At 70.0% G+C, this 22052-nt stretch carries 14 protein-coding genes and 1 pseudogene; 9 read left to right on the top strand and 6 right to left on the bottom strand.

Annotated features, from left to right (window positions below; genetic code table 11):
• Positions 1 to 378: 378 nt before the first annotated feature.
• Positions 379 to 1428 (bottom strand): annotated as a pseudogene (locus G443_RS25775) (UvrD-helicase domain-containing protein); the annotation flags it as partial.
• Positions 1429 to 2080: 652 nt separating this feature from the next.
• On the bottom strand, positions 2081 to 2365 hold the full coding sequence (locus G443_RS07715; RefSeq protein WP_155886158.1) for a hypothetical protein: 285 nt from the start codon (positions 2363 to 2365) through the stop codon (positions 2081 to 2083).
• Between the two features lie 1346 nt (positions 2366 to 3711).
• Between G443_RS07715 and G443_RS07710 the strand changes: the two genes are divergently transcribed.
• The gene (locus G443_RS07710) at positions 3712 to 4506 is read left to right on the top strand and encodes a phosphotransferase (RefSeq protein ID WP_026419150.1); all 795 of its coding nucleotides are present in this window, start codon (positions 3712 to 3714) and stop codon (positions 4504 to 4506) included.
• 810 nt (positions 4507 to 5316) lie between these two features.
• On the opposite strand, the gene G443_RS07705 is transcribed toward G443_RS07710, so the two are convergent.
• Positions 5317 to 6033, bottom strand: a complete 717-nt coding sequence (locus tag G443_RS07705) for a TetR/AcrR family transcriptional regulator (RefSeq protein ID WP_026419149.1) — start codon at positions 6031 to 6033, stop codon at positions 5317 to 5319.
• Positions 6034 to 6114: 81 nt separating this feature from the next.
• Here G443_RS07705 and G443_RS07700 point away from each other — a divergent pair, with 81 nt between their 5' ends.
• The 5 genes from G443_RS07700 (at position 6115) to G443_RS07680 (ending at position 12893) form a co-directional block, all read left to right on the top strand.
• On the top strand, positions 6115 to 7113 hold the full coding sequence (locus G443_RS07700; protein ID WP_245588831.1) for an ABC transporter ATP-binding protein: 999 nt from the start codon (positions 6115 to 6117) through the stop codon (positions 7111 to 7113).
• Positions 7106 to 7903 carry an ABC transporter permease gene (locus tag G443_RS07695; RefSeq protein WP_026419147.1) on the top strand — a complete coding sequence of 266 codons (798 nt, stop codon included), beginning with the start codon at positions 7106 to 7108 and terminating at the stop codon, positions 7901 to 7903. The genes G443_RS07700 and G443_RS07695 overlap by 8 nt, the downstream gene beginning before the upstream one ends.
• 474 nt (positions 7904 to 8377) lie before the next feature.
• Positions 8378 to 8791, top strand: a complete 414-nt coding sequence (locus tag G443_RS07690; RefSeq protein ID WP_026419146.1) for an ArsR/SmtB family transcription factor — start codon at positions 8378 to 8380, stop codon at positions 8789 to 8791.
• Positions 8792 to 9502: 711 nt separating this feature from the next.
• Positions 9503 to 10474, top strand: a complete 972-nt coding sequence (locus G443_RS07685; protein WP_051314036.1) for an EamA family transporter — start codon at positions 9503 to 9505, stop codon at positions 10472 to 10474.
• 439 nt (positions 10475 to 10913) lie between these two features.
• The gene (locus G443_RS07680; RefSeq protein ID WP_155886157.1) at positions 10914 to 12893 is read left to right on the top strand and encodes a hypothetical protein; all 1980 of its coding nucleotides are present in this window, start codon (positions 10914 to 10916) and stop codon (positions 12891 to 12893) included.
• 255 nt (positions 12894 to 13148) lie between these two features.
• Here the strand turns inward: G443_RS07680 and G443_RS07675 are convergent, their stop codons facing one another.
• Positions 13149 to 14108, bottom strand: a complete 960-nt coding sequence (locus tag G443_RS07675) for a helix-turn-helix transcriptional regulator (RefSeq protein ID WP_026419144.1) — start codon at positions 14106 to 14108, stop codon at positions 13149 to 13151.
• A gap of 62 nt (positions 14109 to 14170) precedes the next feature.
• Here G443_RS07675 and G443_RS07670 point away from each other — a divergent pair, with 62 nt between their 5' ends.
• On the top strand, positions 14171 to 16414 hold the full coding sequence (locus G443_RS07670; RefSeq protein WP_026419143.1) for an ATP-binding cassette domain-containing protein: 2244 nt from the start codon (positions 14171 to 14173) through the stop codon (positions 16412 to 16414).
• Positions 16415 to 16875: 461 nt separating this feature from the next.
• Entirely contained in the window at positions 16876 to 17811 is a 936-nt protein-coding gene (locus tag G443_RS07665) for a protein-L-isoaspartate O-methyltransferase family protein (protein ID WP_162147307.1), read from the top strand.
• Between the two features lie 334 nt (positions 17812 to 18145).
• Here the strand turns inward: G443_RS07665 and G443_RS07660 are convergent, their stop codons facing one another.
• Complete coding sequence (locus G443_RS07660; RefSeq protein ID WP_162147306.1) at positions 18146 to 18790, bottom strand: TetR/AcrR family transcriptional regulator; 645 nt, start codon at positions 18788 to 18790, stop codon at positions 18146 to 18148.
• A 112-nt stretch (positions 18791 to 18902) separates the two neighbouring features.
• On the opposite strand from G443_RS07660, the gene G443_RS07655 reads away from it, so the two are divergent.
• On the top strand, positions 18903 to 20477 hold the full coding sequence (locus G443_RS07655) for an MFS transporter (RefSeq protein ID WP_155886155.1): 1575 nt from the start codon (positions 18903 to 18905) through the stop codon (positions 20475 to 20477).
• 432 nt (positions 20478 to 20909) lie between these two features.
• On the opposite strand, the gene G443_RS07650 is transcribed toward G443_RS07655, so the two are convergent.
• The gene (locus tag G443_RS07650) at positions 20910 to 21653 is read right to left on the bottom strand and encodes a GntR family transcriptional regulator (RefSeq protein WP_026419141.1); all 744 of its coding nucleotides are present in this window, start codon (positions 21651 to 21653) and stop codon (positions 20910 to 20912) included.
• Between the last annotated feature and the right edge of the window lie 399 nt (positions 21654 to 22052).

The following is a 22052-nucleotide window of genomic DNA, read 5'->3' as shown; positions in this document are numbered from 1 at the left end:
GTGCCGTCGTAGTCCTTCAGCGGCATCGCCAGCACACCAGCCTGCCTCAACCACCGGATGGCCTGGCTGACGTCGTCGTTGCTGCCCAGCAGGACCGCCGTCTCCTCGTGCGCCTCGCTGACCACCTTCGCCTCGGTGACCAGTGCCTGCTCCAACTCCTCGGCCGGCCCCGACCATGCGGTGCACGGTCCCGCCGGCGAGGGTGGCGGTGACGTCCCGCAGGGTCGCCCCAGGAGCCCCGTCCTCCTCGTCGAGCTGGTTCGGCGCGGGAACGTCCTGCGCGGCGGCCAGCACGGCCCGGGTGTTGCGGTAGTTCACCCGCAGCGTCTCGCCGCGCCCCTGCACGTGGATGCCGGCGTCGATCAGCCGCCACCCACCCGGGTACACCTGCTGTTGCCCGTCGCCGACGAGGAGCAGACCGTCCGGGCGGTCCCCGACGAGGGTGTGGAGGAGCCGCAGACCCACCTGGGGCAGGTCCTGGACCTCGTCGACGACGACGGCGGCGAAGGGCTCGGCCAGCGGGCGCTCCCGGACCTCCTCGGTGGCCAGGACGAGCACGTCGTTGTGGTCGGTGAGACCGCGCTCGGCGAGGTTGCGCTGGTACGCCTGGTGCAGCTGCCACACCTGCTCGCGGCGGCCGGCGTCGAGCCCCCCGCCCGCGATGCCCCGCCCCCGCCGGTTCGCCCGCTGGTACTCGGCGAGATCGTTGATGCCCCGGCCCTTGATGACGTGGTCGATCTCCTCCCGCCAGTACTGGGGGTTGGCGTTCACCCTCGGCAGGTCGGTCTGGCGGTTCACCTTCGACCAGGCGAGGAAGAAGCACGTGCTCACCTTGTCGTGATCGTTGCGCACGTGGCGTCCCCGTTCCTCGAGGAACTGGCGCGCCCACAGGTGCAGGTTCTCCACCCGAACCCGGTCGGCGACCTCCGGGGCCAACCGGCGGAAGCTGGTGGCGTGGGTGCGCAGCAGGGTGGTGACGAGCGTGGTCAGCAACAGGGGGCCGGTCGTCTGGCGGGCGATCCGGCGTAGCCGGTGCAGGGCGACAACGGTCTTGCCTGTGCCGGCGGGGCCGCTGATGCGGGCCGGACCGTTGTACTGGCGGTGCACCAGCCGCAGCTGCGTCTCGTCGAGGTAGGTCAACCACTCGGCGAAGGGCCCGTTCACCGCCCGCCGCAGCGAGGACTCCCGCAGGTCCGCCGACCCGAACAGGCTCTCCTCCTCCGGGGGAGGCGCGGTCTCGGGGAGGTCGACGAGGACGTGGTCGGGCAGGGCCGCCGCGATCCGGCCGGCGAGGTCGACCGCCGAAGCACCGCTGAGGACCTGGTAGTCGCGGTCGGCCACCAGCGCGGGCAGGTCGGCGGCGGTGCGCACCAGGTAGCGACCGTTGGTCCGCAGGCCCGTGAGGTGGTCGGGGCGGATGACGATCATTCGGACGGAGGCGATCCGACGTCCGAAATCCAGCGGTATCGCCCCGAGCACCCGTTCCACGCCGCGGTGCAGCCGGCGGATCTGGTCGTCGTCCGGGCGGCGGTCGACCGATAGGAGCGCGGCCACCCCGAACGGGCCCACGACGTAGGCGTCCAGATCCCGGTCGGTGCGAATGGGCAGCGCCCCACCGGAGGGGGAGGGCACGAGGAGTCGAACGCCCGAGGAATAGCGGTGCAGGAGCTCACCGAGCGCCTGCTGCCCCCATCGCGGTAACTGGCTCAGCGTCGCGTGGTGTTCCGCCAGGACTTTCCACAGCCGTTGGTGCCGCCGTTCCCGAGCGCTGATCACACGAGCCCCCCAACAAATCGTGCGCGGCTATTCACTCCTCACTCCCTCGACGTTATTGCCGGCGCACCCGCCCCGAGAAGTCCGTAACCCAGTCGGCGGTGGGGAATTACCCGGTTGGCCCAATCTTCGTGAGGATCGGGAGCGAGCACCAGGCCTTTGTTGTCCCCGGGTGACCAACGGCGGCGGTCACGATGCGCTTCCGCCGTACTCCGCCCCCAATCGGGTGCCGCCCGCTGAGACGGGACGCTGCTCTGACACCGGCGGGCTGGCGGCGCCGGTCAGGTGGTGAGCGGAGAAAGGGGCGTCAGGGCCCGTCGCACCTGCTGCCGTCCGGCGCGGTGTGCACCGGGTACTTGCCGTTCTTGTTGAGCGTGATGCGTCCCCGTCCGCACTTCGGGCAGCGGTGGCCGCTCCGAGGGCGCCGGCACCTGGCGAGGTCGCGGTCGTGGACGAATTGTGTCGTCCCCGAGCCGTCGCATTCCCGCTCGCGGGCCCAGGAGATGAACCCGGCGGAGTAGTCGTAGTGGCGGGGAAGGGTCCGTCCCTTCGTCAACGACAGTCGTAGGCAGCAGTCTCGGCAGTGCACCAAGGGAGTCTCCCTCGTCCGTGGTCACGCTCTTGGGTTGTGACACTCAGTGCGTGTTCGGATACCTGAAGTACTGAATCGTTCGATGGAGGCGAAGTCAGGGTGGGGGTGAGCGCCGTGCGAAGGGCGACTGGGTTCGTCGGCGTTGCCCGGACATGCGGTCGCTCGCTCGTCGAGACTGGCCATCCCGCGCCTACCGCATGCTTCGCTCGCCGAGTAGCGCCGGCCTCCGAGGACTAGCGCGGCAAACCAACACCACCGGGCCGAGGCTCTGAGACCACCTGCTCGTCGAACAGCTCATCGAGCCTTGGACGAGCAGCGCGCTGCCCGCCTGACGCTCAGCGCCTGCCTCGTGGGAATACGAATGATGAGTTGCCAGCTGGGGCGGTCATCACGCATCCCACGCCTGGTGACCACACCTGATTGGCCACGTCACGAGGTGTCTACGGTGCGAGAAGCCGCAACACGTTGCTCGATCCCAAGCTGTCACTCAGCTGGAACCTCGTAGGAGCGATGAGGACCCGACAGGCCACACCTCTGCCGGCGTGCACGGTGTGGTTGGAACTCCTCGTAGGAGCGATGAGGACCTGGTCAGCCCGTAGGTCCCGGATCCGGGACCTTCAGGTTGGAACTCCTCGTAGGAGCGATGAGGACGGGCCGGGGGTCATCGGGTCACCGTCCGCTGCACGTCCGGTTGGAACTCCTCGTAGGAGCGATGAGGACCCGGTGCGGCGGTCGAACTGGGTGAGCTGTCCCAGAGTTGGAACTCCTCGTAGGAGCGATGAGGACCCGAGAGTAAAGTCGCAGGTCAGCATACACCTGGACGGCTTCAACGACGCCCGATTCGCAGCGAACCCGAGGTTTGACATCGAACCCGGGGGGTTCGCTGAAATTCGGCTGCACGTGGTGGTGGCTCCCGTCTCCAACTACCCGGCGTCTCCGTGGCAGGGACGCAGCTCGGTGAGCAGGGGGCGAAGCGTTCCGCCCGCCGAGCCCAACCGCGTTCCGGCCGTCCAGCAAGGCTATCGGGCACTTGCCTCCTGCCAGACGCCGAACCGAGCCGGCTCCTGCCACCTCCGGTGCGCAGAACCTGCTCCTCCGAATGGCCCGCCCACGCGGCGCGTTGGCGGCTTCGATGGTGGCCGGGCGGTGGGGACGTCGAGAGTGCGCGGATACCTCGTCCGTCGGGGGCGCGGGCACCTGGCTCGTGGGCGCGCGTCCCCCGAGAACAGACCGGACATCCGGGCTTTGGACGCGCCGGGTGGTGTCCCCACCGCGTACCGTGGTGGCGGCGGGTTTTCTCCCCGCCCGCCGTTGGCCTCACGGATTTTCCTTGCTGTACTGGCCGGATGGAAACAGACAGCGCGCCGCCCCGGAACCGGGTCGAGCTGACCTCGGGATGGGACAGCGCCGCCGTTCTGGTCGACGGGCGCTGGCTCGAACGCCGGCCGAGGCGACCGGAGGTCGCCGCCGCCCTGCTCCGTGAGTCCCGGCTCCTGCCGTGGCTGGCCGGCCGGCTGCCGATCCGCGTGCCGACACCCACGGTCGTCCAGGCCGATCCGATCGTGGTCCGCCACGAGCTGGTGCCTGGGCGGCCGATCAGCGAGTTCACCGCGGAGCAGGGCGCCGCCCTCGGTGGTTTCCTGGCCGCCCTCCACGTGGTGGACCCCGTCGAGGCGGTGGCGCACGGGCTGTTCACCCGCCGGGCCACCCGACAACAGCGTTCCGGTTTGCTGCTCCGCCTCACCTCCGAGGTAGTGCCGCTGTTGCCGACGGTGCACCGCCCGCGCGCCGAGCGGTTGTTGTCGGTCGTGGCCTCGTTACCCGCGGACCACGTGGTGCACGGTGACCTCGGCCCGGAGCACGTCCTCACGACCAACGGCGTGATCACGGGTGTCATCGACTTCGGGGACGTGCACCTGGGAGACCCGGCGATCGATCTCGCCTGGGCGTTGTACGGCACGCCGGAGCACTTCGCGCGGGCGCTGGTGGCGGCGTACCACCCGTCGCAGGACATGGTGGAGCGTGCCCTGGTGTGGCACCAACTGGGTCCGTGGCACGAGGTGCTGCACGGGTTGGACACCGGGGACGGCGCGTTGGTGGACTCCGGCATCGCGGGTGTGCTCTGCCGGCTCGGCAGCTGACGCCTCCCAGCCCGTGGCGAGGCACACGTTCCCGTGGGAGGCGGCGGCTGTTCGTCACCAGGCCGATGTGTTGGCGCGGCAGGTGCGTGACGAGGCGGTGAGCGGGCTGCTGGTCGAAGGGTCGAGGACGGTCGGGCGTTCCGCACCGCCTGGCGGCCCTCGCGCTCGTACGCACGGGGGAGCGGGGGAGCGGGGAACAGGGCGGGCGAAGCCAGGGCACGAGACGTCGCAAGTCGGCTCCGGCGCCGACGAGGCGGAGGTGCGGGGCCGGCGGCGCGGCACCCCCGCTGCGAGCTGAGGCCTGGCCGAGATCCCCGCGCGGAGAACGCACCGACCTGCTCCCCACCGGCAGCGAGGTGGAACGCCAGGTCGACGAGGCTGGGAACCAGCCGGAAGCCCGTCCGCGCGACCCGGTCGCTCACCGAGCGGGCACACCTCGCGAACGTTTTCGCGTCACGGGTGCCGGCTACCCGCACAGTGGACCGGGAGGATGCGCGCGGCACGCTGGCGCGCCGACGTGGGTACGTCTCCCTCGCGGATCTCGCCGGGAACGGTACCCCTCCCTTGCCGGAAGCGCTGCGCGACTCGTCCGTGAGCCGCGCGGGAGCAGGAGCCACGTGGCCCGCAGCGCGACGCGCCCTCACCGACCGTGCGGCTCGCCTCGGTCGCCCGACCGGGCAACTCCGCACCGGGCCGGGCGGGGGCGCGGACGCGGCATCGGGTCGTGGTTCCTGAACCACGGCGAACGACGTGGTCCTCGGTGCCTAGCCAGGCGTTCGGGCGGACCAGCTTGTCGCTTCCGTGCGGGTGTCAGGTCCCGAGGATGTCCCCGATCAGCCTTTGCACTCGGGGGATGTCAGCGAGGGGCTCGCCCTGCCCGTCCCGTTCCGGAGCTGGCTCGGCGGCGGCTTCGAGCGGGTTCACGAGCCGATGCAGGCCGACGCGCGTCAGCGCCCCGTCCATCTCCGTGATGCCGCTGAGCGCGAGGACGGACACGCCTTGGTCGAGCGCGGCCATGAGCCGTGCCACGTCATCGGATGGAAGGCGTTCGGTGTCCGGTCGGGCTTCGGTCGCGATGCGCCCGTAGGCGTCGATCATCCGCCGCATGCGTTCGCGGAGCGCCTTGACGAGTTCGTCGTCCCTGGCGGCGGTGGCGATGAACTCCAGTGTCGCCAGCCCGAATCCTCGCACCAGCCCTGCGACGTCCATGTCAGCGGCACCTGGTTCCGACGCGTCGGTGGTCGCCGCGCCGACCTTCCGGAGTGGATTCCATCCCCCGCCGTTCAGCGTCTCCAGGTTGTAGTCCATCGCGGCGAGGAACAGGTCCGACTTGCCGTTGAAGTTCGAGTACACCGCGCCCTTGGAGAACCCGGCCTCACCGGCGATGCCCTCCAGGCTCGCGGTGTGGTAGCCGTCGCGCGCGAACGCGTTGAGCGCCGCGATGACGAGCGCTTCACGGGTCTCTCGTCGTCGTTCCGCCTGCGTCCGCCGAGTGCGGGGCGGAGGGGCTGAGCGGGCATCGACCATGTCGTCATCCTACCGGTTGACCTACCAACCGTATCTGGATACCGTCGGTATGAAGATACCGTCGGTATCAAAATCTGAAGGGTGAGTGCCGTGGGTGGTGCTGTGTTGGAGGTGGACAACCTCACCCGACGGTTCGGTGCCGTCGTCGCGAACGACGGGATCGGACTGCGGGTGCGGCCCGGGGAGGTGGTCGGGCTGCTGGGTCACAACGGCGCGGGCAAGACGACACTGGTCTCGCAGGTGGTCGGACTGCTGCGACCCGAGGACGGCTCGATCAGGGTCGCGGGCACCGACGCCGTCGCCGAACCGGCGACAGCCCGCCGGGCGGTGGCGCTCCAACCCCAGGCCCAGGCGCCGTTGGACGGGCTCACCCCGAAGATGGCGATCGAGATCGCCGGCCGGCTCAGGGGCATGTCCCGCGCCGACGCGCGAGCCGGCGCACGCGCCCTGGCCGACGAGCTGGACATCGGCGAGTGGTTCGACCGTCCAGCGACCCCTGACGGCGGCGGGCTGTCAGGCGGTGTCCGCCGCCTCACCGCGTTCGCCATGGCAGCCGTCGCGCCGGTGCCGCTGATCGTCCTCGACGAGCCGACCAACGACGTCGACGCGGCACGGCGTCGCCGCCTGTGGAAGGTGGTGCGCCGCCTCGGCGACGAAGGGGCGGGCGTGCTGCTCGTCACCCACAACGTCACCGAGGCGGAGCGGGTGGTCGACGCCCTGGTCATCCTCGACCACGGCAAGGTCGTCGCCGCCGGTTCACCGAGCCGACTCCGGGGATCGAGCGACGCCGACCTCCAGCTCGAACTCTCGCTCCACCCGGACGGTGAGGACCCCTCCGAGTCCCTCGCCCAGGCACCGATCCCGATCAACCGGCGGGTCCGAGTCGGACGCCGGGTGCTCCTGACCCTCGCCGCCGTCGACGCCGAGGCGGCCGTCGCGTGGGCCACGGCACTGCGGAGAACCGAACGGATCGACGGCTACTCCCTGGCCCCGGCCACCCTCGAAGACGCCTACCTCGCCGCCACGTCGAGCGCCAACACGAACACGACGACACGTACGGAAGATGCCGCTGATGTCTGAGCAGAGCACCCTCTCGCCACCAGCACCCAGGTCCGCCGGGGTACCGCCGCGCATTGGGATCTGGTTGAGCTACGGAAACCTGTTGCGCTGGATGATGGCCCAGACCGGCGCCATGCTCCCGTTCGTCATCGTCGTCCAGGCGCTGCTCGCGGCCGGGATCATCATCGGGTTCGGCTTCGTCATCCCCGACATCGACACCTCGTCGGCCCAGTTCCTCTCCACCGGCACGCCCACCGTGCTCCTGATGTTCATCGGGCTCGTCATGGTGCCCCACAGCGTGGCCCAGGCACGCACCACCGGCACGTTCACCTACCTCCGGTCGCTGCCGGTGCCTCGGCCGCTGCTCCTCATGGCCGACCTGGCGATCTGGCTCCTCGTCGCCCTGCCCAGCGTCGCCGTCGCTGTGGTCGTGGCGCACCTGCGTTACGGATTCGGCTACTCCTTCGACTGGCCTGTCCTCCTGACCGCGTCCATCCTCGCCGCGGTCACCGCCACCGCGGTCGGCTATGCGATCGCCGTGTCCCTGCCGCCGCTCATCACGCAGCTCGTCACCCAGGTACTGGTGTTCTTCGTGATGCTCTTCTCGCCGGTCACCTTCCCGGCGAGTCAGCTCCCGACCTGGTTCCAGGCAGTCCACGACGTGCTTCCGTTCAGGGCGGCCGCTGACCTGCTCCGTGCGGGACTGCTCGCCGACACCTACACCGCGAGCTGGCGCGACCTCGTCGTCCTCCTCGCCTGGTGCGCCCTCGGAGTCGCCGTCGGTATCCGCGCGCTGACCCGCCGGAACTGACGATCCTCATCCTCCACGGGGCCTGTTCGCCCTTGAGGCCGTGGACTAGGGCGCTGCTGGTTCGCCTCCCGTGGGACGTTCTCGATGTCCGCCCTCCGACGGGAACTCGGCCGGCGGCGGACACGAGGGCAGCGCCGTCCGTCGCCGACGAATGGGTGGGCTTCCTCGGGTGGCCCTCGGCGAGGTTCGCCGGCGGCGTCCCTTCCGTGGGCGGGGGTGTCGTCCTCGTCCCTGGTCGTCGCCCTGTCCGCCACAGCCTGAGCCTCGCCCAATTCACCCCGAGGTGCCGCGCAGTACCGCCCTCGCGGCAGAACCGAGGCACCCCCTGAGGCGGTAAGGCGCGGCCGCAGTTCCGGACTGGAGGACGCGCGGCGGCATGCGTCCGCGCGTCCTCCAGAACCACCACCGTCCCGCCTCGGGGTGGAGCGGAAACCAGCGAACGGCCCGTACATATCAACGCGTATCGTTCTGTTCGTGGCTGAGGACCGTGACTCCTGCGAGCTGTTGTGCCTGGACCTGCCGCACGCCGAGGCGATCCGCGCGGATCTGCCGGGTCTCGACGAGGTCGAACCCGCGGCCGCCGTGGCCCGTGCTCTGGGCGATCCCACCAGGCTTCGCATCGCGGCCGCCTTCCCAGAGGGCGGCGAACTCTGCGTCTGCGACGCCTCCTGGATCGTCGGCCACGCCAGGAACCTGGTGTCCCACCACCTGCGGCAGTTGAAGTCCGTCGGCCTCGTGTCGTCCCGCCGGGACGGGAAGCTCGTGATGTACCGGCTCACGGAACGCGGGCACACCCTGGTCGGAATCATCCTGGGAGCCGAGCCCCCAGCGCCGGCCGAGACCACGGCCTCCGCGAGAACGGGCGTGTCGCCGCACGTCAGCGGGTGACGGAGGCCGACCAGGTCAGTTGAGCCGCCCGACCACGAGCCGCGTGGTGACGAGCCGCGTGGCCGCTCGGTCGCCGAGTGAGGCTCCCGCGCCCAGCCCGACCTCCTACCTGCTGGCGACTGAGGGCGACACCTACCGAGGCCGTGCCTCCTGGACGGGGTGTTTCATTCCGGCGGAGGGGGACCGCCCGGGACGTGGTGGTGACCTGATCGGCTGGCCAGGTCCTCCTTTGGGAGTTGACGCGGCGACCAGCGGTCGGTGCGCGCCGATGACCGGCATACTGAGTGCCGGAGGCGTGCGGTGCCGATCAACGCTTCGAGAGAAGTGAATGAAAAAGGGGCAAGTGCTCCGCGATACCGCAGGTCAGGAAGTGTCCTCCCCGCGCACGCGGGGCTGTTCCCTGGCCATTCGTGCCCCGTTGGGTGATGACCCAGTCCTCCCCGCGCACGCGGGGCTGTTCCCAACTCGAAGTTGGGCCGGCCGCTGTAGCGCCCGTCCTCCCCGCGCACGCGGGGCTGTTCCGGACACCCAGAAGTCCATCGACCAGTTCGCCGGGTCCTCCCCGCCCGCAGGGCCCAAGCCCTCTACAGGGCAGTCCCTTGCCAGCGCAAGTGGGGCGGAGAGGGGCACCAGTGGGCGTCCAGCGGGCCTCCCAAACAGTGCCTGACCTCGTGATTGTCCGCCGGGGTCGCACTGCGATGAGCTGGTCCCATGCCCCTACGACACTGTCTGCTCGCCCTGTCCGTCGCGGTGGTGTGGGGGCTGAACTTCGTCGCCATCAGCGCCTCGTTGGAGCACTTCCCGCCGATGTTCCTGGTGGCGTTGCGGTTCGCGGTGGTCGCCATCCCGACCGTCCTGTTCGTCCCCGCCCCTGGCGTCCCCCTGCGGTGGTTGCTCGGTTACGGCTGCGGGTTCGGCATCGTGCAGTTCCTCTTCCTCTTCTGGGGCATGGCCGTGGGCATGCCGACAGGTCTGGCGTCGCTGGTTCTCCAGTCCTCCGCGCCCTTCACCGTGCTGCTCGGAGCGACGGTGCTGCGAGAACGGATCAGCGCCCGCCAGCTGGCCGGCATCCTCGTCGGCGTGGGAGGGCTGGCGGTGGTGGGTTGGTACCGGGCCGAGACCGCCAGCGTCGTCCCCTTCCTGCTCACGGTGGCGGGCGCTTTCGGTTGGGCGGTGGGCAACATCTGTGGCCGGTTGGCGAAGCCGAGCAGCCCGGTTCGGCTGATGCTGTGGATGTGCGTGGTGCCGCCGCTGCCCATGTTCGCCCTGGCGTTCGTGGTCGAGGGCCCGACCCGAATCGGAGTCTCCCTCAGCACCCTCGGCGCGCCCGGTGCGTGGGCGGCGTTGCTCGGGCTGGCCTACACGGTGCTCATCGCGGGAGTTCTCGGCTCCGGTGCCTGGACCTGGTTGTTGGCCCGGCACCCGGCCGGTGTGGTCGCGCCGTTCTCGATGCTGGCGCCGGTGGTCGGGATGACGGCGGCCTGGCTTGTCCTGCGGGAGACCGTCGCCGCGTGGGAACTGCTCGGCGGGCTCCTGATCGTCGGCGGGGTACTGCTCGGGTGCGTGGGCCGGCAGGGAACCGGCACGCGCTTGCCGCGGGTCGCGCCGCCGGGGGCGCCGGAGCCGTCAGAAGCTCGAGTCGCGGGGAACGGTCGACCGGTGAATCCGCGCCCGCCCGGATGAGTCCGACCGTGGCTCGGGACCCGGGCCCGCTCAGTCGCTCGCGGGCAGAACGATAGTGACCAGTGGCTTGGTGGGTGGTGTCACGAGTTCTGGCGAATGGTCGAGCAGGGCTCCGCTCGACTGGAGCAGGGCGCGTTGTCGTACCGAAACGGGCTCCATTCGGGCGAGGGCCGGAATTCCACGCCCGAATGGCTCAATCGCGGGTCATCGAGTCAGCCGCCACGCAGGGCGGAACCGAAAACCGGTGTTCGGTTCGGGACACTGATCAGGCTTCCCGGCGGTTCCTCCAACGCGGGAATCTTCGCGGTGCGAGCGAGCTACGCCGTTGGTGTGATGGGAAGCCACGGTTGGCGGCACCGGTCGACCCAAGTGCTCTTACCTGCGGTAACCGGGCACTGTGCTGTGGTGAGGGGTACGAGTGCCCCGGGGGGAGGGTGTGGTGAGCGGAAGACTTCGCATCCAGTGGCTGCGAATCCGGGTTGGTCAGAAAACCTGGCAGCAGCGGTACGAACTTGACGGGTCGCTCGTGGCCGTGGTCGGCCCGATCGACCGGGGCAAGACGTCGATGATTGAGTGCGTGGACTTCCTGTTCGGGCGGACGGTCCAGTTCCGGGGGGCGGTGGACCAGCGGTTGCGCGCGGTGCAGGCACAAATCCAGATCGGGGACGGTACCTACCGCGTCACCCGGGATCGGGATCACCCGGGGACGGTGTTGGTGGAGGAAGCCGACGGTACCCCCGTGGGCCATTTCCCGTTGCGGTCGCAGGACGAGAAGCCGTCGTGGTCGACGTGGCTGTTGATGCGGCTCGGCCTGGACGAGATGTTCGCCTCGGTCCGGCTGCCCGGGGACAGGCGGCTCAGCTTCGCCGAGGACCTGTTGCCCTATCTGCACATTCGGCAGGAGGACATCGACCGGTTCGTCGTGCGGCCGCCATCGCGGACAACCCCACGGCTCGCGGTGTTCAAGCTGCTCCTGCACCTCACCACCCCGGAAACGGAACGGCTGGCCGGCGCGATCACCGACACGAGGAACCGCATCACGCTCCAGCGGCGCAAGGCGCGGGACCTCGCGCGGTTCCTCAGGTCCTCGGACGCCACCAGCGAGAAGGCCCTTGACGCTGAGCTCGTGACGCTGCGGGAACGTGAACGCGAGGCGCGGGACGTGGTGGCACGGTTGCGGGCGGCGGCGAACGCGTCCGCCACGCACATGGCGCACCTCCACCGCCAGGTCGACGAGGCCCGGGCCCGCCTGAGCGAGGCCGAGGACACCGTGGAGCGAGATCATCGGCGCCATCAGGAGGCGCGTTCCAAGGTCAAGGCCCTGCGGGACTCGTTGTCACATGTGGACGCGGTCGAGGACGCCGAGCCGTGCGAGCGCGAGCAGCTGACCTACGCGTTCGACGCCTGCCCCGCCTGCCGCCAGGGTCTGGGCGAGCGGGTGGTCCCTCCCGGGCACTGCGGCGTCTGCGTCCTGCCGCTGCCGGGTGCCGCCGTGGGGGAGGAGAGGGCGCGCCTGCGGAAGATGGAGGAGGCGGCGGCGACGGCGTTGGCCACGGCGGACCAGGAGCTGCGCGGCAGCGGCGAGGTGGTGCGGAGGGCCAGGGCGGACCTCGACACCGCCCGCCAGCGGGTCGACCAGCACCTCGCCGCGTCGACGTCGCCGCACGTGGACGCCATCGCGGCGGCCACCGGCGAACTGGCAGCGCTCAGCGCCCAGATCAGCGCGTTGACGAGGCTGCGGGCGCCGCACGACCAGCTGAGACGGCTGGAGCGTGACACCGAGCGAGACGCGCGGAAACTGAAGGAGATGAGGGAGCGCCACCTTCAACTGTCGGCCCAGCTGGTGCGCCCCGGGGACGCGTTGGAACGGCTCAACTCCCTGTTCCGCCAGATCGTGCACGCGTTCGACCTGCCGTGGGCCACCGGTCGTGCCCGCCTGGACCCGGAAACGTGGACACCGTTGGTGGACGACCAGGACTTCGGGCAGCGGGGCGGTGGATCACGCACCGCGGTGTCCGTGGCCTACAGCCTGGCGCTGCTGTTGTACGCGTTGGAGCAACCCGCCGACTTCCACCTCCCGCACCTGCTGATCCTGGACTCCCCGCAGAAGAACCTCGGCCGCAACTCACATGACCAGGCGCTCGCGGCTCGCATGTACAGGTGGATGGCCGACTACCTCCAGGACCGCGCGGCGGCGCTCAGCGGCACCACGAGCGGACAGCGGTACCGCGACTTCCAGTTGGTCATCGTCGACAACGCCATCCCCGCTGAGGTGCGGGACAGCTTCCGGCCCACCGTCACCTTCGACGAGGACACCGGCTTCGTCCGCGAGCTGGAACACCCGCACGGGCCCCCACTGCCCGCCGAACAGTTGAGGTTCGGCGACGACGTGGAAACCGAGCTCGGCTCGACCGCCTGAGCGGCACGGGGTCCTCCGGGATCATCGACGCGGGGTTGGACGGTCCGGGGCGTGGAAGGGAGTGGGCCAGCCAGGCCGCAGGACAGTGTCGACGGGAGTGCGACCACCTCACCGGGCCATACCCGTCCGCTGGAACGGTGCTCCCGCCCCGCTCGGTGCCACTGCTGTCCTGCGCGCGGCGTGCCGTGCCCTGGGAGGGGACGAGAGCGGGGACGAGCCGGTCGCCCGGTCGGCGCGTACGAGGATTCCCGGCCGTCATCCCTGTCCGCCGCCGGCGAGCCGGGCGCCGAAGCGCTGGCACTGCTCGCGCATCGAGGCGGGTTCCTCGATGGTGAAGTCCGCGTCGACGAGCGCGATGTTCAGGACCAGCCACTGCCACGACTCGGGCATGAGCACGATGCGGGTGCGGTCGGCGTCGAGCGGCGTGAGCTCGGTGTACTGGTGGCGCAGGGCGTCCGCGACCTTCGCGATCGGGGCTTCGATCGTGACCACCACCCGCTGCCGGGCGCGGGTCACGGCCTGCCGCACGTGTTCCACGCCTCCCCCGGCGGGCAGGGGGCGAGGGCGGAAGCTCCGGCCCGCGTCCCTGGCGTCGGAGATTCGGTCGACCCGGAAGACACGCCAGTCCTCGGGGCCCAGGTCCCAGGCCAGCAGGTACCAGCGGTGGAGCAGGTGCACCTGCCGGTGGGGTTCGACGCGACGGCTGCTGGTGGTCCCGCGCGCGGTCGTGTAGTCGAAGGCGACGACGTGGGAGCGTTGGATGGCGGTGCCGAGGGTGCTCAGCGTCTCCGTGCTGGTGCTCGGCGCGGCGGTCTGGTCGGTTTCCAGGCTGGCCCGCAGGGCGGCGACGCGGGGGCGGAGCCGGGCTGGCAGGTACTGGTCGACCTTGCCGTAGGCGCTGGTGGCGGCCGCGTCGAGGCTGCCCTGTTCGGCGCTGCCGGTGGCGGCGAGGGCGGCGAGCGCGAGGAGGGTGGCGGCGGCCTCGTCGTCGTCCAACAGGAGCGGGGGCATCGAGTTCCCGGTGGCCAGCCGGTAGTAGCCGCCGGGGCCGGGCTGGGTTTCGACGGGGTAGCCGTACCCGCGGAGGCGGTCGATGTCGCGGCGGAGGGTGCGGGGGCTGACGTCGAGGTGTCGGGCGAGTTCCCCGCCGGTGAAGGCCCTGCCCGTCTGGAGGGCGGCCAGCAGGGCGAGGGAACGCTGGGTCACGTCGGCCATGCGCCCATTCTCGAGCGAATCGCGGTCAGAATCCGGCCACATCTGCTCGTACGGTCTCCCGCATGTCGCAACAGCGCAACATTCGGGTCCGGGGTGCTCGGACGAACAACCTGAAGTCCCTCGACGTCGACGTGCCCCGGGGGCAGCTCGTCGTGTTCGTCGGGCTGTCCGGCTCCGGGAAGTCGTCCCTGGTGTTCGACACCATCGCGGCCGAGGCGGGCCACCAGCTCAACGAGACGTTCCCCCCGTTCGTGCGGAACCGGATGACGAAGTGGACCCGCCCGGAGGTCACCGAGATCAGCGGCCTGTCCCCGGCGGTGGTCATCGGACAGCGGAGGGTCGGCGGGAACTCCCGATCCACCGTCGGCACCTACACCGACGCCTGGTCCTACCTGCGGCTGATCTTCTCCCGTCTCAGCACCCCGCACGTCGGGGAGTCCAACCGCTTCTCCTTCAACGACCCGACGGGGATGTGCCCCACCTGTTCCGGGCTGGGGGAGGTGGTGGTGACCGCCGTGGACCGTGTGGTCGACATGGACAGGTCGCTCGAGGACGGCGCGGTCCGGCTTCCCGGGTTCGTGCAGGGGAACTACTGGTACAGCCTGTACGCCGACATCGGCTCGTTCGACGCCACCACACCGCTCCGCGACTGGAGCGAGGACCAACGGCAGGCCCTCCTCTACGGCGGGGAACACGCCGAACGGCTCGACCCGCGCCCTCCGAAGGGATTCGAAGGGGTCGTCGAACGGTTCGAGCGCATCTACCTGAACACCTCGGAGGACCTGTCGGAGCGCAAACGGGAGACCTTGGCCCAGTTCACCCGTTCCGACCTGTGCCCCGACTGCCACGGCGACCGGCTCAACGAGGAGAGCCGCTCCGCGACCGTCCTCGGCCGCACCATCGGCGCGATGGCCCGGATGGAGGTCAGCGACCTCGCCGACCTCGTCACCGGAGTGACCGAGCCGAGCGTGCGGCCAGCGGTGGCGGCACTGAAGGACCGGTTGGACGCCCTGGTCACCATCGGCCTCGGCTACCTGCACCTCGGCCGGCCCACGCCGACGCTCTCCGGCGGGGAGTCGCAGCGCATCAAGACGGTGAAGCACCTCGGCAGCAGCCTGATGGAGATGCTGTACGTCTTCGACGAGCCCACCGTGGGCCTCCACCCGCACGACGTGTCGGCCATGATCACCCTGCTCCGCCAGCTGTGCGACAAGGGCAACAGCGTCCTCGTCGTCGAGCACGACCCGGCGGTGATGGCCGCCGCCGACCAGGTCGTCGAGATCGGACCCAGAGCCGGCGAACACGGTGGGGCCCTGGTCTTCCAGGGGCCGTTCTCCGAACTGGGCGCGGCTGGAACCGCCACCTCGGTCGAACTCTCCCGCACGCGTCGACCGAGGGAGGAGCCGCGCACCCCGACCGGGCAGGTCGTCGTCGCCGACGCCTGCCGCAACAACCTGCGGAAGGTGACCGTCGAGATCCCCACCGGGGTGATGACCGTGCTCACCGGGGTCGCCGGGTCCGGCAAGTCCAGCCTCGCCCGGGAACTCGTCAACCAGCACGACGCGATCGTCATCGACCAGCGTCCCGTCAGCGCCAGCCGCCGGTCCACCCCCATCACCTACACGGGGGTGGCAGCGCCCATCCGGAAGCTGTTCGCCCGGCGCAACGGCGTCGCCGCGAGCCTGTTCAGCGCCAACTCGGAAGGCGGCTGCCCGGACTGCGGCGGGACCGGTGTCATCTACACCGACCTGGCCTTCATGGACGGCCAGGAAACCGTGTGCGAGACCTGCCAGGGGCGCAGGTTCACCCCCGACGTGCTGCGGTACACCGTGGACGGGCTGTCCATCGCCGACGTGGAGGACCTGACGATCGAGGAGGCGATCCGGCGGCTGCCGGACAGGGCGATCACGAAGGCCCTGAGCCACCTTGACAAGGTGGGCCTGGGGTACCTGCGGCTCGGTCAGCCGCTGTCGACGTTGTCGGGAGGGGAGTGCCAACGGGTGAAGGTGGCCAAGGAACTGCGGGAGGCCAGCACGCCCACCCTCTACGTGCTCGACGAGCCGACGACCGGACTGCACCTCGCCGACATCGACACGTTGCTCGGTCTCCTCGACGACCTGGTGGAGCACGGGCACGGCGTCGTGGTGATCGAGCACAACCTCGACGTGATCCGGCACGCCGACTGGCTGATCGACCTGGGGCCGGGCCCGGGCCGGCACGGGGGCCGGGTGCTCTACGAGGGGCCGGTGACCGGGGTCGGCGACACCCCGACGGGACGAGCCCTGCGGGAGGCCTTCCCGTCCTGAGGGCGGGGGAGCGTGCGAGCGTTCGCCGTGGACGGCCGGTGCCGCGCGGGGACAGGGCGCTGCGTGTCGTGTCCTTCCCCCCGGGGTGCGGGTCCTCGGCCTGGGCGGCGGGTTGATCCGAGTTGATGTCGGAGCCGAGGACCGGCGGGGAAGTCGCGATGCCTGGTGCGGGGTGTGGGAGCGGTGCCCTCACCCCGCACGCCGCTGGTGCGGGGAAGCAAGCGGTGCTGAGCGGAACGGGAGAGGACCCGGTGGACGGCCCCCCGGGTTCCAGTGGTCTGACGGCTGGTGGTTCCCGCGGCAAGGCCCCGATGACATCGGGATATCACCGATGGTGCACAGTTGATCACTACTGGCTTTTTGGGGGTGTCGTGGTCACCATCGCACCAACCGTCGCTTCGGTCGCCGGAACGATTCCGGAAACGCACTACTCCCACCACGGAGGACGCGGCCACACGCCGATGCGGTCGAACCCACTGGTGATCCACCGGGAACTCACGCTTCTGGACGTGCACCCCGCTCAGCGCGTGTGCGAGATCGGCACCGGCTCCGGGTACTCCGGGGCGCTGTTGTCGTCCCTGGTTGGTGAGGACGGCCGAGTGGTCAGCGTGGACATCGACCCATACCTCGTGCAGTGGGCGCGGTGTGCCCATCACGAGCGGGGAGTGCGGAACGTCAGGTGCGTGGTGGGGGACGGGCGTCAAGGATTCGCGGCCGAAGCGCCCTACGACCGCCTCGTCGCGTGGTGCACGCCGCCCCACCTGCCGAAGGCGTGGGTCGACCAGTCGCAGGTTGGCGGTGTCATCGTCACCCCGCTTCCAGTGGCGCGAGTCCCCCAGGTCACGGTCGTCGCTGAGATTCTGGTCGACGAGGAACGGACACCGCGAGTTCAGCGTGTCCTGCACGGCGGCTACATGGAGACGGTGTCCAGCCCCTGCGACCCGGACACGCCCACCCGTCTCGTCGACTGGGAGTACCGCCTCCCCTCCGCCGCCTGGATATCAGTCGGGTGGCGGAAGGAGGACAACGAGCTGCGGGATGGAGCGCGCGGGGCACTGGACAGGCTGCTGGCCAGGTCCTCGATCCGCGAGACAGTCGGGGAGGAGGACATCGACTGGGGGAGCTGGAGGACCTGGGCGGCTGCCACAGACGATCACTACCTGACGGCTGTCGGCTGGCCCTCGGGCGGGATCGCGGTGGGCCACAGCACCCCGGAGTCCATCGCCGTCCTCCGTCACGACGGAACGATCTTGGCTGATCGTCGAGCATCGCCATCCCTGCGGATCGTGCGGGACTGGTTCCGGGCCTGGGATCGGGCTGGCCGGCCGGCGGTCGAGGAGTACGAGGGCACGCTGCACCCTCAGCAGGAAGGATGGAGGTTGCGGCTCTCCCGGTAGGGGGCTGCTGGGCGGCCGGATCGAGTCTCGAGCAACAGGGGCGTGGTGGCGCGGGCGGTCGAGCACCTGCCTCCACGTGCTCGGCATGTCACCCCCGTTCCCGGTCAGCCGGGCTGCCCCAGGGGAGGGCTGCCGCCGCGGCCGCCCGTGCCCTGCGGGGTGTCGCCGCCGCGCCGCGGGGCCGTTTCCCGAACGAGCTCCACGCCGGCGTCCGGCGAGGGCTTCGTCCCCGCGTGCGCGGGGGCTGTCCGCGCTGCTGGGAGATGAGCCCGCTTTCGGTGGTTCGACGTGGTGAGCCCGCGGGGCGGAGCTGGGACGGCGGAGTAGGGCGCGATCACTGTTCGGCGGTCGGCCGGATCCCCGCGCTGTCCAGCGCCTCGGCGAACAGGTGTGCGGCGTCGACGGGTGTTCCCCTGTTGTACAGGTCGTTCCAGATCGTCAGGGTGACGCGTACGGCCGCCGCCGTGGTCTCCACTGCCATGCGGATCCGCAGTTCCTCGCGCGCGTTCCGATCGCCCGCCGGCATGAAGTGCTCCAGGAGTTCCTGTGCTCGCTGGGCGTCCAGTCGGAGGCTGGCGGTCCGCAGGGTGGGGCTGGTCAGCATGAGCGCCCTGACCCGCAACATCTGCCGGGCGGCCTCGCCGTCGCCCCGGCCGTAGTTCGCCAGTACCTGGGAGTAGACCGAGCAGAGCGTCGCCAACGGGGACCGGTTCTCGCCCTGGCCCAGGTGGCTGTGCAGGGCCCCGTCGAAGTCGTGGTGGATGAGCAGCGCGGCGTCCTCCTTCATGGCGAAGTGCCGGAAGAACGTTCGGGGGGAGACGCCCGCCCGGTGCGCGATGTCGTCCACCGTCGTCCCCTCCACCCCCTGCGCCTCGAAGAGGTCAAGCGCGGCCTGGCTGATCTCCCCTCGGGTGCGCTGTCGTTGCCGCTCACGAAGGGTGGGGCGGTTCGCTTCTGGCTCTGGTGCTGGGGCTGCCATGTCCTGCCTTCCGAAGGGGGCGAACCTTCCGCTCGTGCTCGTGCCATGATGGCAGGCGAAAACAACATGGCAGTCACTGCCATGTTGGCAGCAAACGACGATAAGGGTGCTCATGGTGAAACACTCCTCGACGGAGGAGATCGGGACGGCTCCACCGAGGCCGCCCCGACCAGGAGTCGTGCTGACCGTGGTCAGCCTGGGAGCCGCCATCGTGGCTCTGGACGGCACGGTGATCTCCGTGGCCAATCCCGACATCGCGGCCGACCTGCGCCCCAGCCTGGCCGGCCTCCAATGGGTCACCAACGGCTACCTGTTGGCCATCGCCTCCACCTTGGTGATCTTCGGCCGGGCCGCGGACCGGTTCTCCCGCAGGACCTTCTGGCTCACCGGTACCGCCCTGTTCACGGTGGCCTCGCTGATGATCGCCCTCTCGGGCAGCATCAACGCCCTGATCTTCTGGCGGGTCGTCCAGGGGATCGCCGGTGCGCTCGTCATGCCGGCCGGCGTGGGGCTGCTGCGCGCGACGTTCTCGGGGCCGGCGCTGAGCAGGGCGCTGGCCACCTGGAGTGGTTGCACGGCCATCGCCGCCGCCGCTGGACCCGTGGTCGCTGGCCTGCTGGTGCAGGCGCAGGGATGGCAGTCGGTGTTCCTCATCAACGTGCCCATCGGGGCCGTCGCGGTGACCCTGGGCGCGCTCCACCTCCGTGACCAGCGCGGCACCACGGAAACCGGGCGTCTGGACGCCGTGGGCGCCGTCCTGCTCGCGTTGACGATGGTCAGCCTGGCCTGGGGAGTGCTCCAGGCCGAGCACGGGCACCTGGACGCCACGGTCCTCGGTTACCTCGGTCTCGCGGTGGTGTTGGGCGCGCTGTTCGTGTGGCGTCAGCGCCGGGCGGCCCGGCCCCTGCTGGATCTGACGATCTTCGCCAACAGAACCGTGCCAGCCGCGACGCTGCTCGTGGTGTTCGCGTTCTTCACGCTGTACGGCACGCTGTTCTTCCTGACCCTCTACATGCAGCGGGTCCAGGGGGTCAGCGCGCTCGAGGCCGGTGTTCGGGTCCTGCCGCTGACCGCCGCTCTCGCCTTGGCATCCGCGCTCGTGGGACATCTGAACGCCCGCGTCGGGCCACGGCCCGCCCTGCTCGGCGGGATGACGATCGTCGCGGCCTCCGCCTTCGGTCTTTCCCAGTTGGAGGTCGGGAGTACCTACCACGCCATGTGGCCCTCGCTCCTCGGGATGGGGCTCGGCATCGGCATGGTGTCCGTGGCCAGCACAGATGCCCTGGTCAGCAACGTCCACCCCAGGTTGAGCAGCGTCGCTGGAGGTCTTCAGCAGACCGCGTCCCAACTGGGTGGGGTCATGGGAACCGCCGTGCTCACCACGTTGCTCTCCGTCGCGGTCAGCACCGGTCTGGCCGGCAACCTCGCGGAGCGAGGCGTGGGGCCGGACGAATCCCAGTTCGTCCTGGACCGAGCCGACCGGGTGACCCAGGGAGAAGTACCCCTTCCACCCGGCGTCGGGCCCGGTACGGCTGACGCGATCGTGGAAGCCGGACACGCGTCCTTCGTGGCGGGAATGACGGGCGCGATGTCCGTGGCGGTGGTCGTGGCCCTCGTCGGTGTGGTGGCAGCGCTCTTCGTGCGGAAGGGAGAGCACTCCTCCGCCGACGCCGTCGTCATGCACTGATCTCCCGACCGCTCGGCGGAGCTGCTGCGCGGGTGGTCCGCCCGACAGCTCAGCGCGCGGCGGAGGGAAGGGGTGCCTCGTCGAAGCTGATCAGGTCACACTCGCTTCTCGTTGCCGGCGGGTGATTGACTCGCGCGGAGCGTGACGGGCCCCTCCGCGGCCCGTAGCCGGGGAAAGGCAGCGAGCCGTGCTGTCGCCAACGGTCCGATCGCGCCGGTCAACCGCCCGATGTGAGGGCACCGTTCACCTCGCGCCGAGTCATGTCCTGGTGCCATCTCCGTGCTCGGGTGTGGGGATCCCATCCACGCTGGAAAGTCAGTGTGGCACCGCACGCGACGACGGAGACGGTGGTACCGGGTCGGCAGTTGACCGACGTCGTACGGCTACCAGATGTCCGAGACCGCCATGCGTCGAGTGCGATCGAGTGCGGTCTCAACGGGCGTCGATCTGGTACACGAGTTGGAAGCGGTCGCTGGCCATGGAGATGAAGTTGACTTCTACCGGTCGGTCCGCCGCGAATGCCACTCGGGTCACCTGGATGACCGGGTGGCCGTGTGGAATCCGCAGGGACTCCGCTTCGGCGGGTCGAGGTGATCTCGCCGAGACGAACTCGGTGAAGTGGCTCAGGGCGAAGCCCGCCTCTTCCAGGCGAGCGTAGGTTCCTCCTGGTCCGGTGTCCACGTGTTCAACCTGAGTGCCCTGGACGAGGTCGGCAGGAAGGTAGGAGGCCGCGAGCTGCACCACGTCGCCATCGGCTCGCATCACGCGGTCCCGGACCAGGACCTGAGTGCCGGAAGGGACGTCGAGGTACGAGGCGACCTCTTCCCCGGCTTCCTCCTTCCAGACCCGCACCGTCACCGTGGGGGTGAAGTCGGCTGCCGCCGCATCGGTGAGGAAAGCCCCTCTACCAGCGGTCCTCTCGTCGGCGGAGAGCCGGTTGCGGGCGAGTCGAGTGATCGGGCGGCGCTTGGACACGAACCATCCTCGGCCTGCGATGCTGGACACCAGGCCTTCGGCGCGGAGCTGGTCGACAGCGTTCTGGATCGTCTGTCGGGCAACGCCGTACTCCCCCATCAGGGTCGAGCCCGAAGGCAACCGCTCTCCTTCGGCGTACTCACCTGAAGTGATGCGCAGCCTCAGGTCTTCGGCGATCTGGATCCACGGACGTGTCTGCATCTCTCCATTGCAACCCACCCAGGCTATCTGGACAACAAGGAATGGTCGAGGTGCACTCAGGTCATTCAGGTTACCGGTAAAACCTGGACGTCCTGGGTGGCGGAGGAGCTCCGGTCCCCCGAAGGACGGAATCTGGAGCAACGTCCCAAGCTGCCAGGAGCCTTTGGGAGAGGGAGGACGACATCGTGGCCATTGGCTTTGGTGCTGGGGTACCGGCGGCCGGTCATACCCCCGAAGAGCGCTCGTTGCCGAGCTTGTCCGACACGGGGAGGATCGGGGCGATGCGCGAGGAGTCTCCTCCGCTTCGCCCACGCTTCCGCCACAGTGGGTAGCTCGCAAGCTGGTGCCCTGGTAGCTGGGGGAGGGAAGGGGCCGAAACAGGGCTACTGCGACCTTGCC

The sequence above is a fragment of the Actinoalloteichus caeruleus DSM 43889 genome, assembly GCF_000429185.2.
GTDB lineage: Bacteria > Actinomycetota > Actinomycetes > Mycobacteriales > Pseudonocardiaceae > Actinoalloteichus_B > Actinoalloteichus_B caeruleus.
Note: the sequence above shows the minus strand (reverse complement) of the source record. Positions and strands in the feature narration are given on the sequence as shown.

Excerpts from the sequence above, each read along its gene's own strand:
- G443_RS07710 (WP_026419150.1), top strand. The coding sequence starts at position 3,712 with ATGGAAACAGACAGCGCGCCGCCCCGGAACCGGGTCGAGCTGACCTCG.
- G443_RS07705 (WP_026419149.1), bottom strand. The coding sequence starts at position 6,033 with ATGGTCGATGCCCGCTCAGCCCCTCCGCCCCGCACTCGGCGGACGCAG.
- G443_RS07695 (WP_026419147.1), top strand. The coding sequence starts at position 7,106 with ATGTCTGAGCAGAGCACCCTCTCGCCACCAGCACCCAGGTCCGCCGGG.
- G443_RS07685 (WP_051314036.1), top strand. The coding sequence starts at position 9,503 with ATGCCCCTACGACACTGTCTGCTCGCCCTGTCCGTCGCGGTGGTGTGG.
- G443_RS07675 (WP_026419144.1), bottom strand. The coding sequence starts at position 14,108 with ATGGCCGACGTGACCCAGCGTTCCCTCGCCCTGCTGGCCGCCCTCCAG.
- G443_RS07670 (WP_026419143.1), top strand. The coding sequence starts at position 14,171 with ATGTCGCAACAGCGCAACATTCGGGTCCGGGGTGCTCGGACGAACAAC.
- G443_RS07665 (WP_162147307.1), top strand. The coding sequence starts at position 16,876 with ATGCGGTCGAACCCACTGGTGATCCACCGGGAACTCACGCTTCTGGAC.
- G443_RS07660 (WP_162147306.1), bottom strand. The coding sequence starts at position 18,790 with ATGGCAGCCCCAGCACCAGAGCCAGAAGCGAACCGCCCCACCCTTCGT.
- G443_RS07655 (WP_155886155.1), top strand. The coding sequence starts at position 18,903 with ATGGTGAAACACTCCTCGACGGAGGAGATCGGGACGGCTCCACCGAGG.
- G443_RS07650 (WP_026419141.1), bottom strand. The coding sequence starts at position 21,653 with ATGCAGACACGTCCGTGGATCCAGATCGCCGAAGACCTGAGGCTGCGC.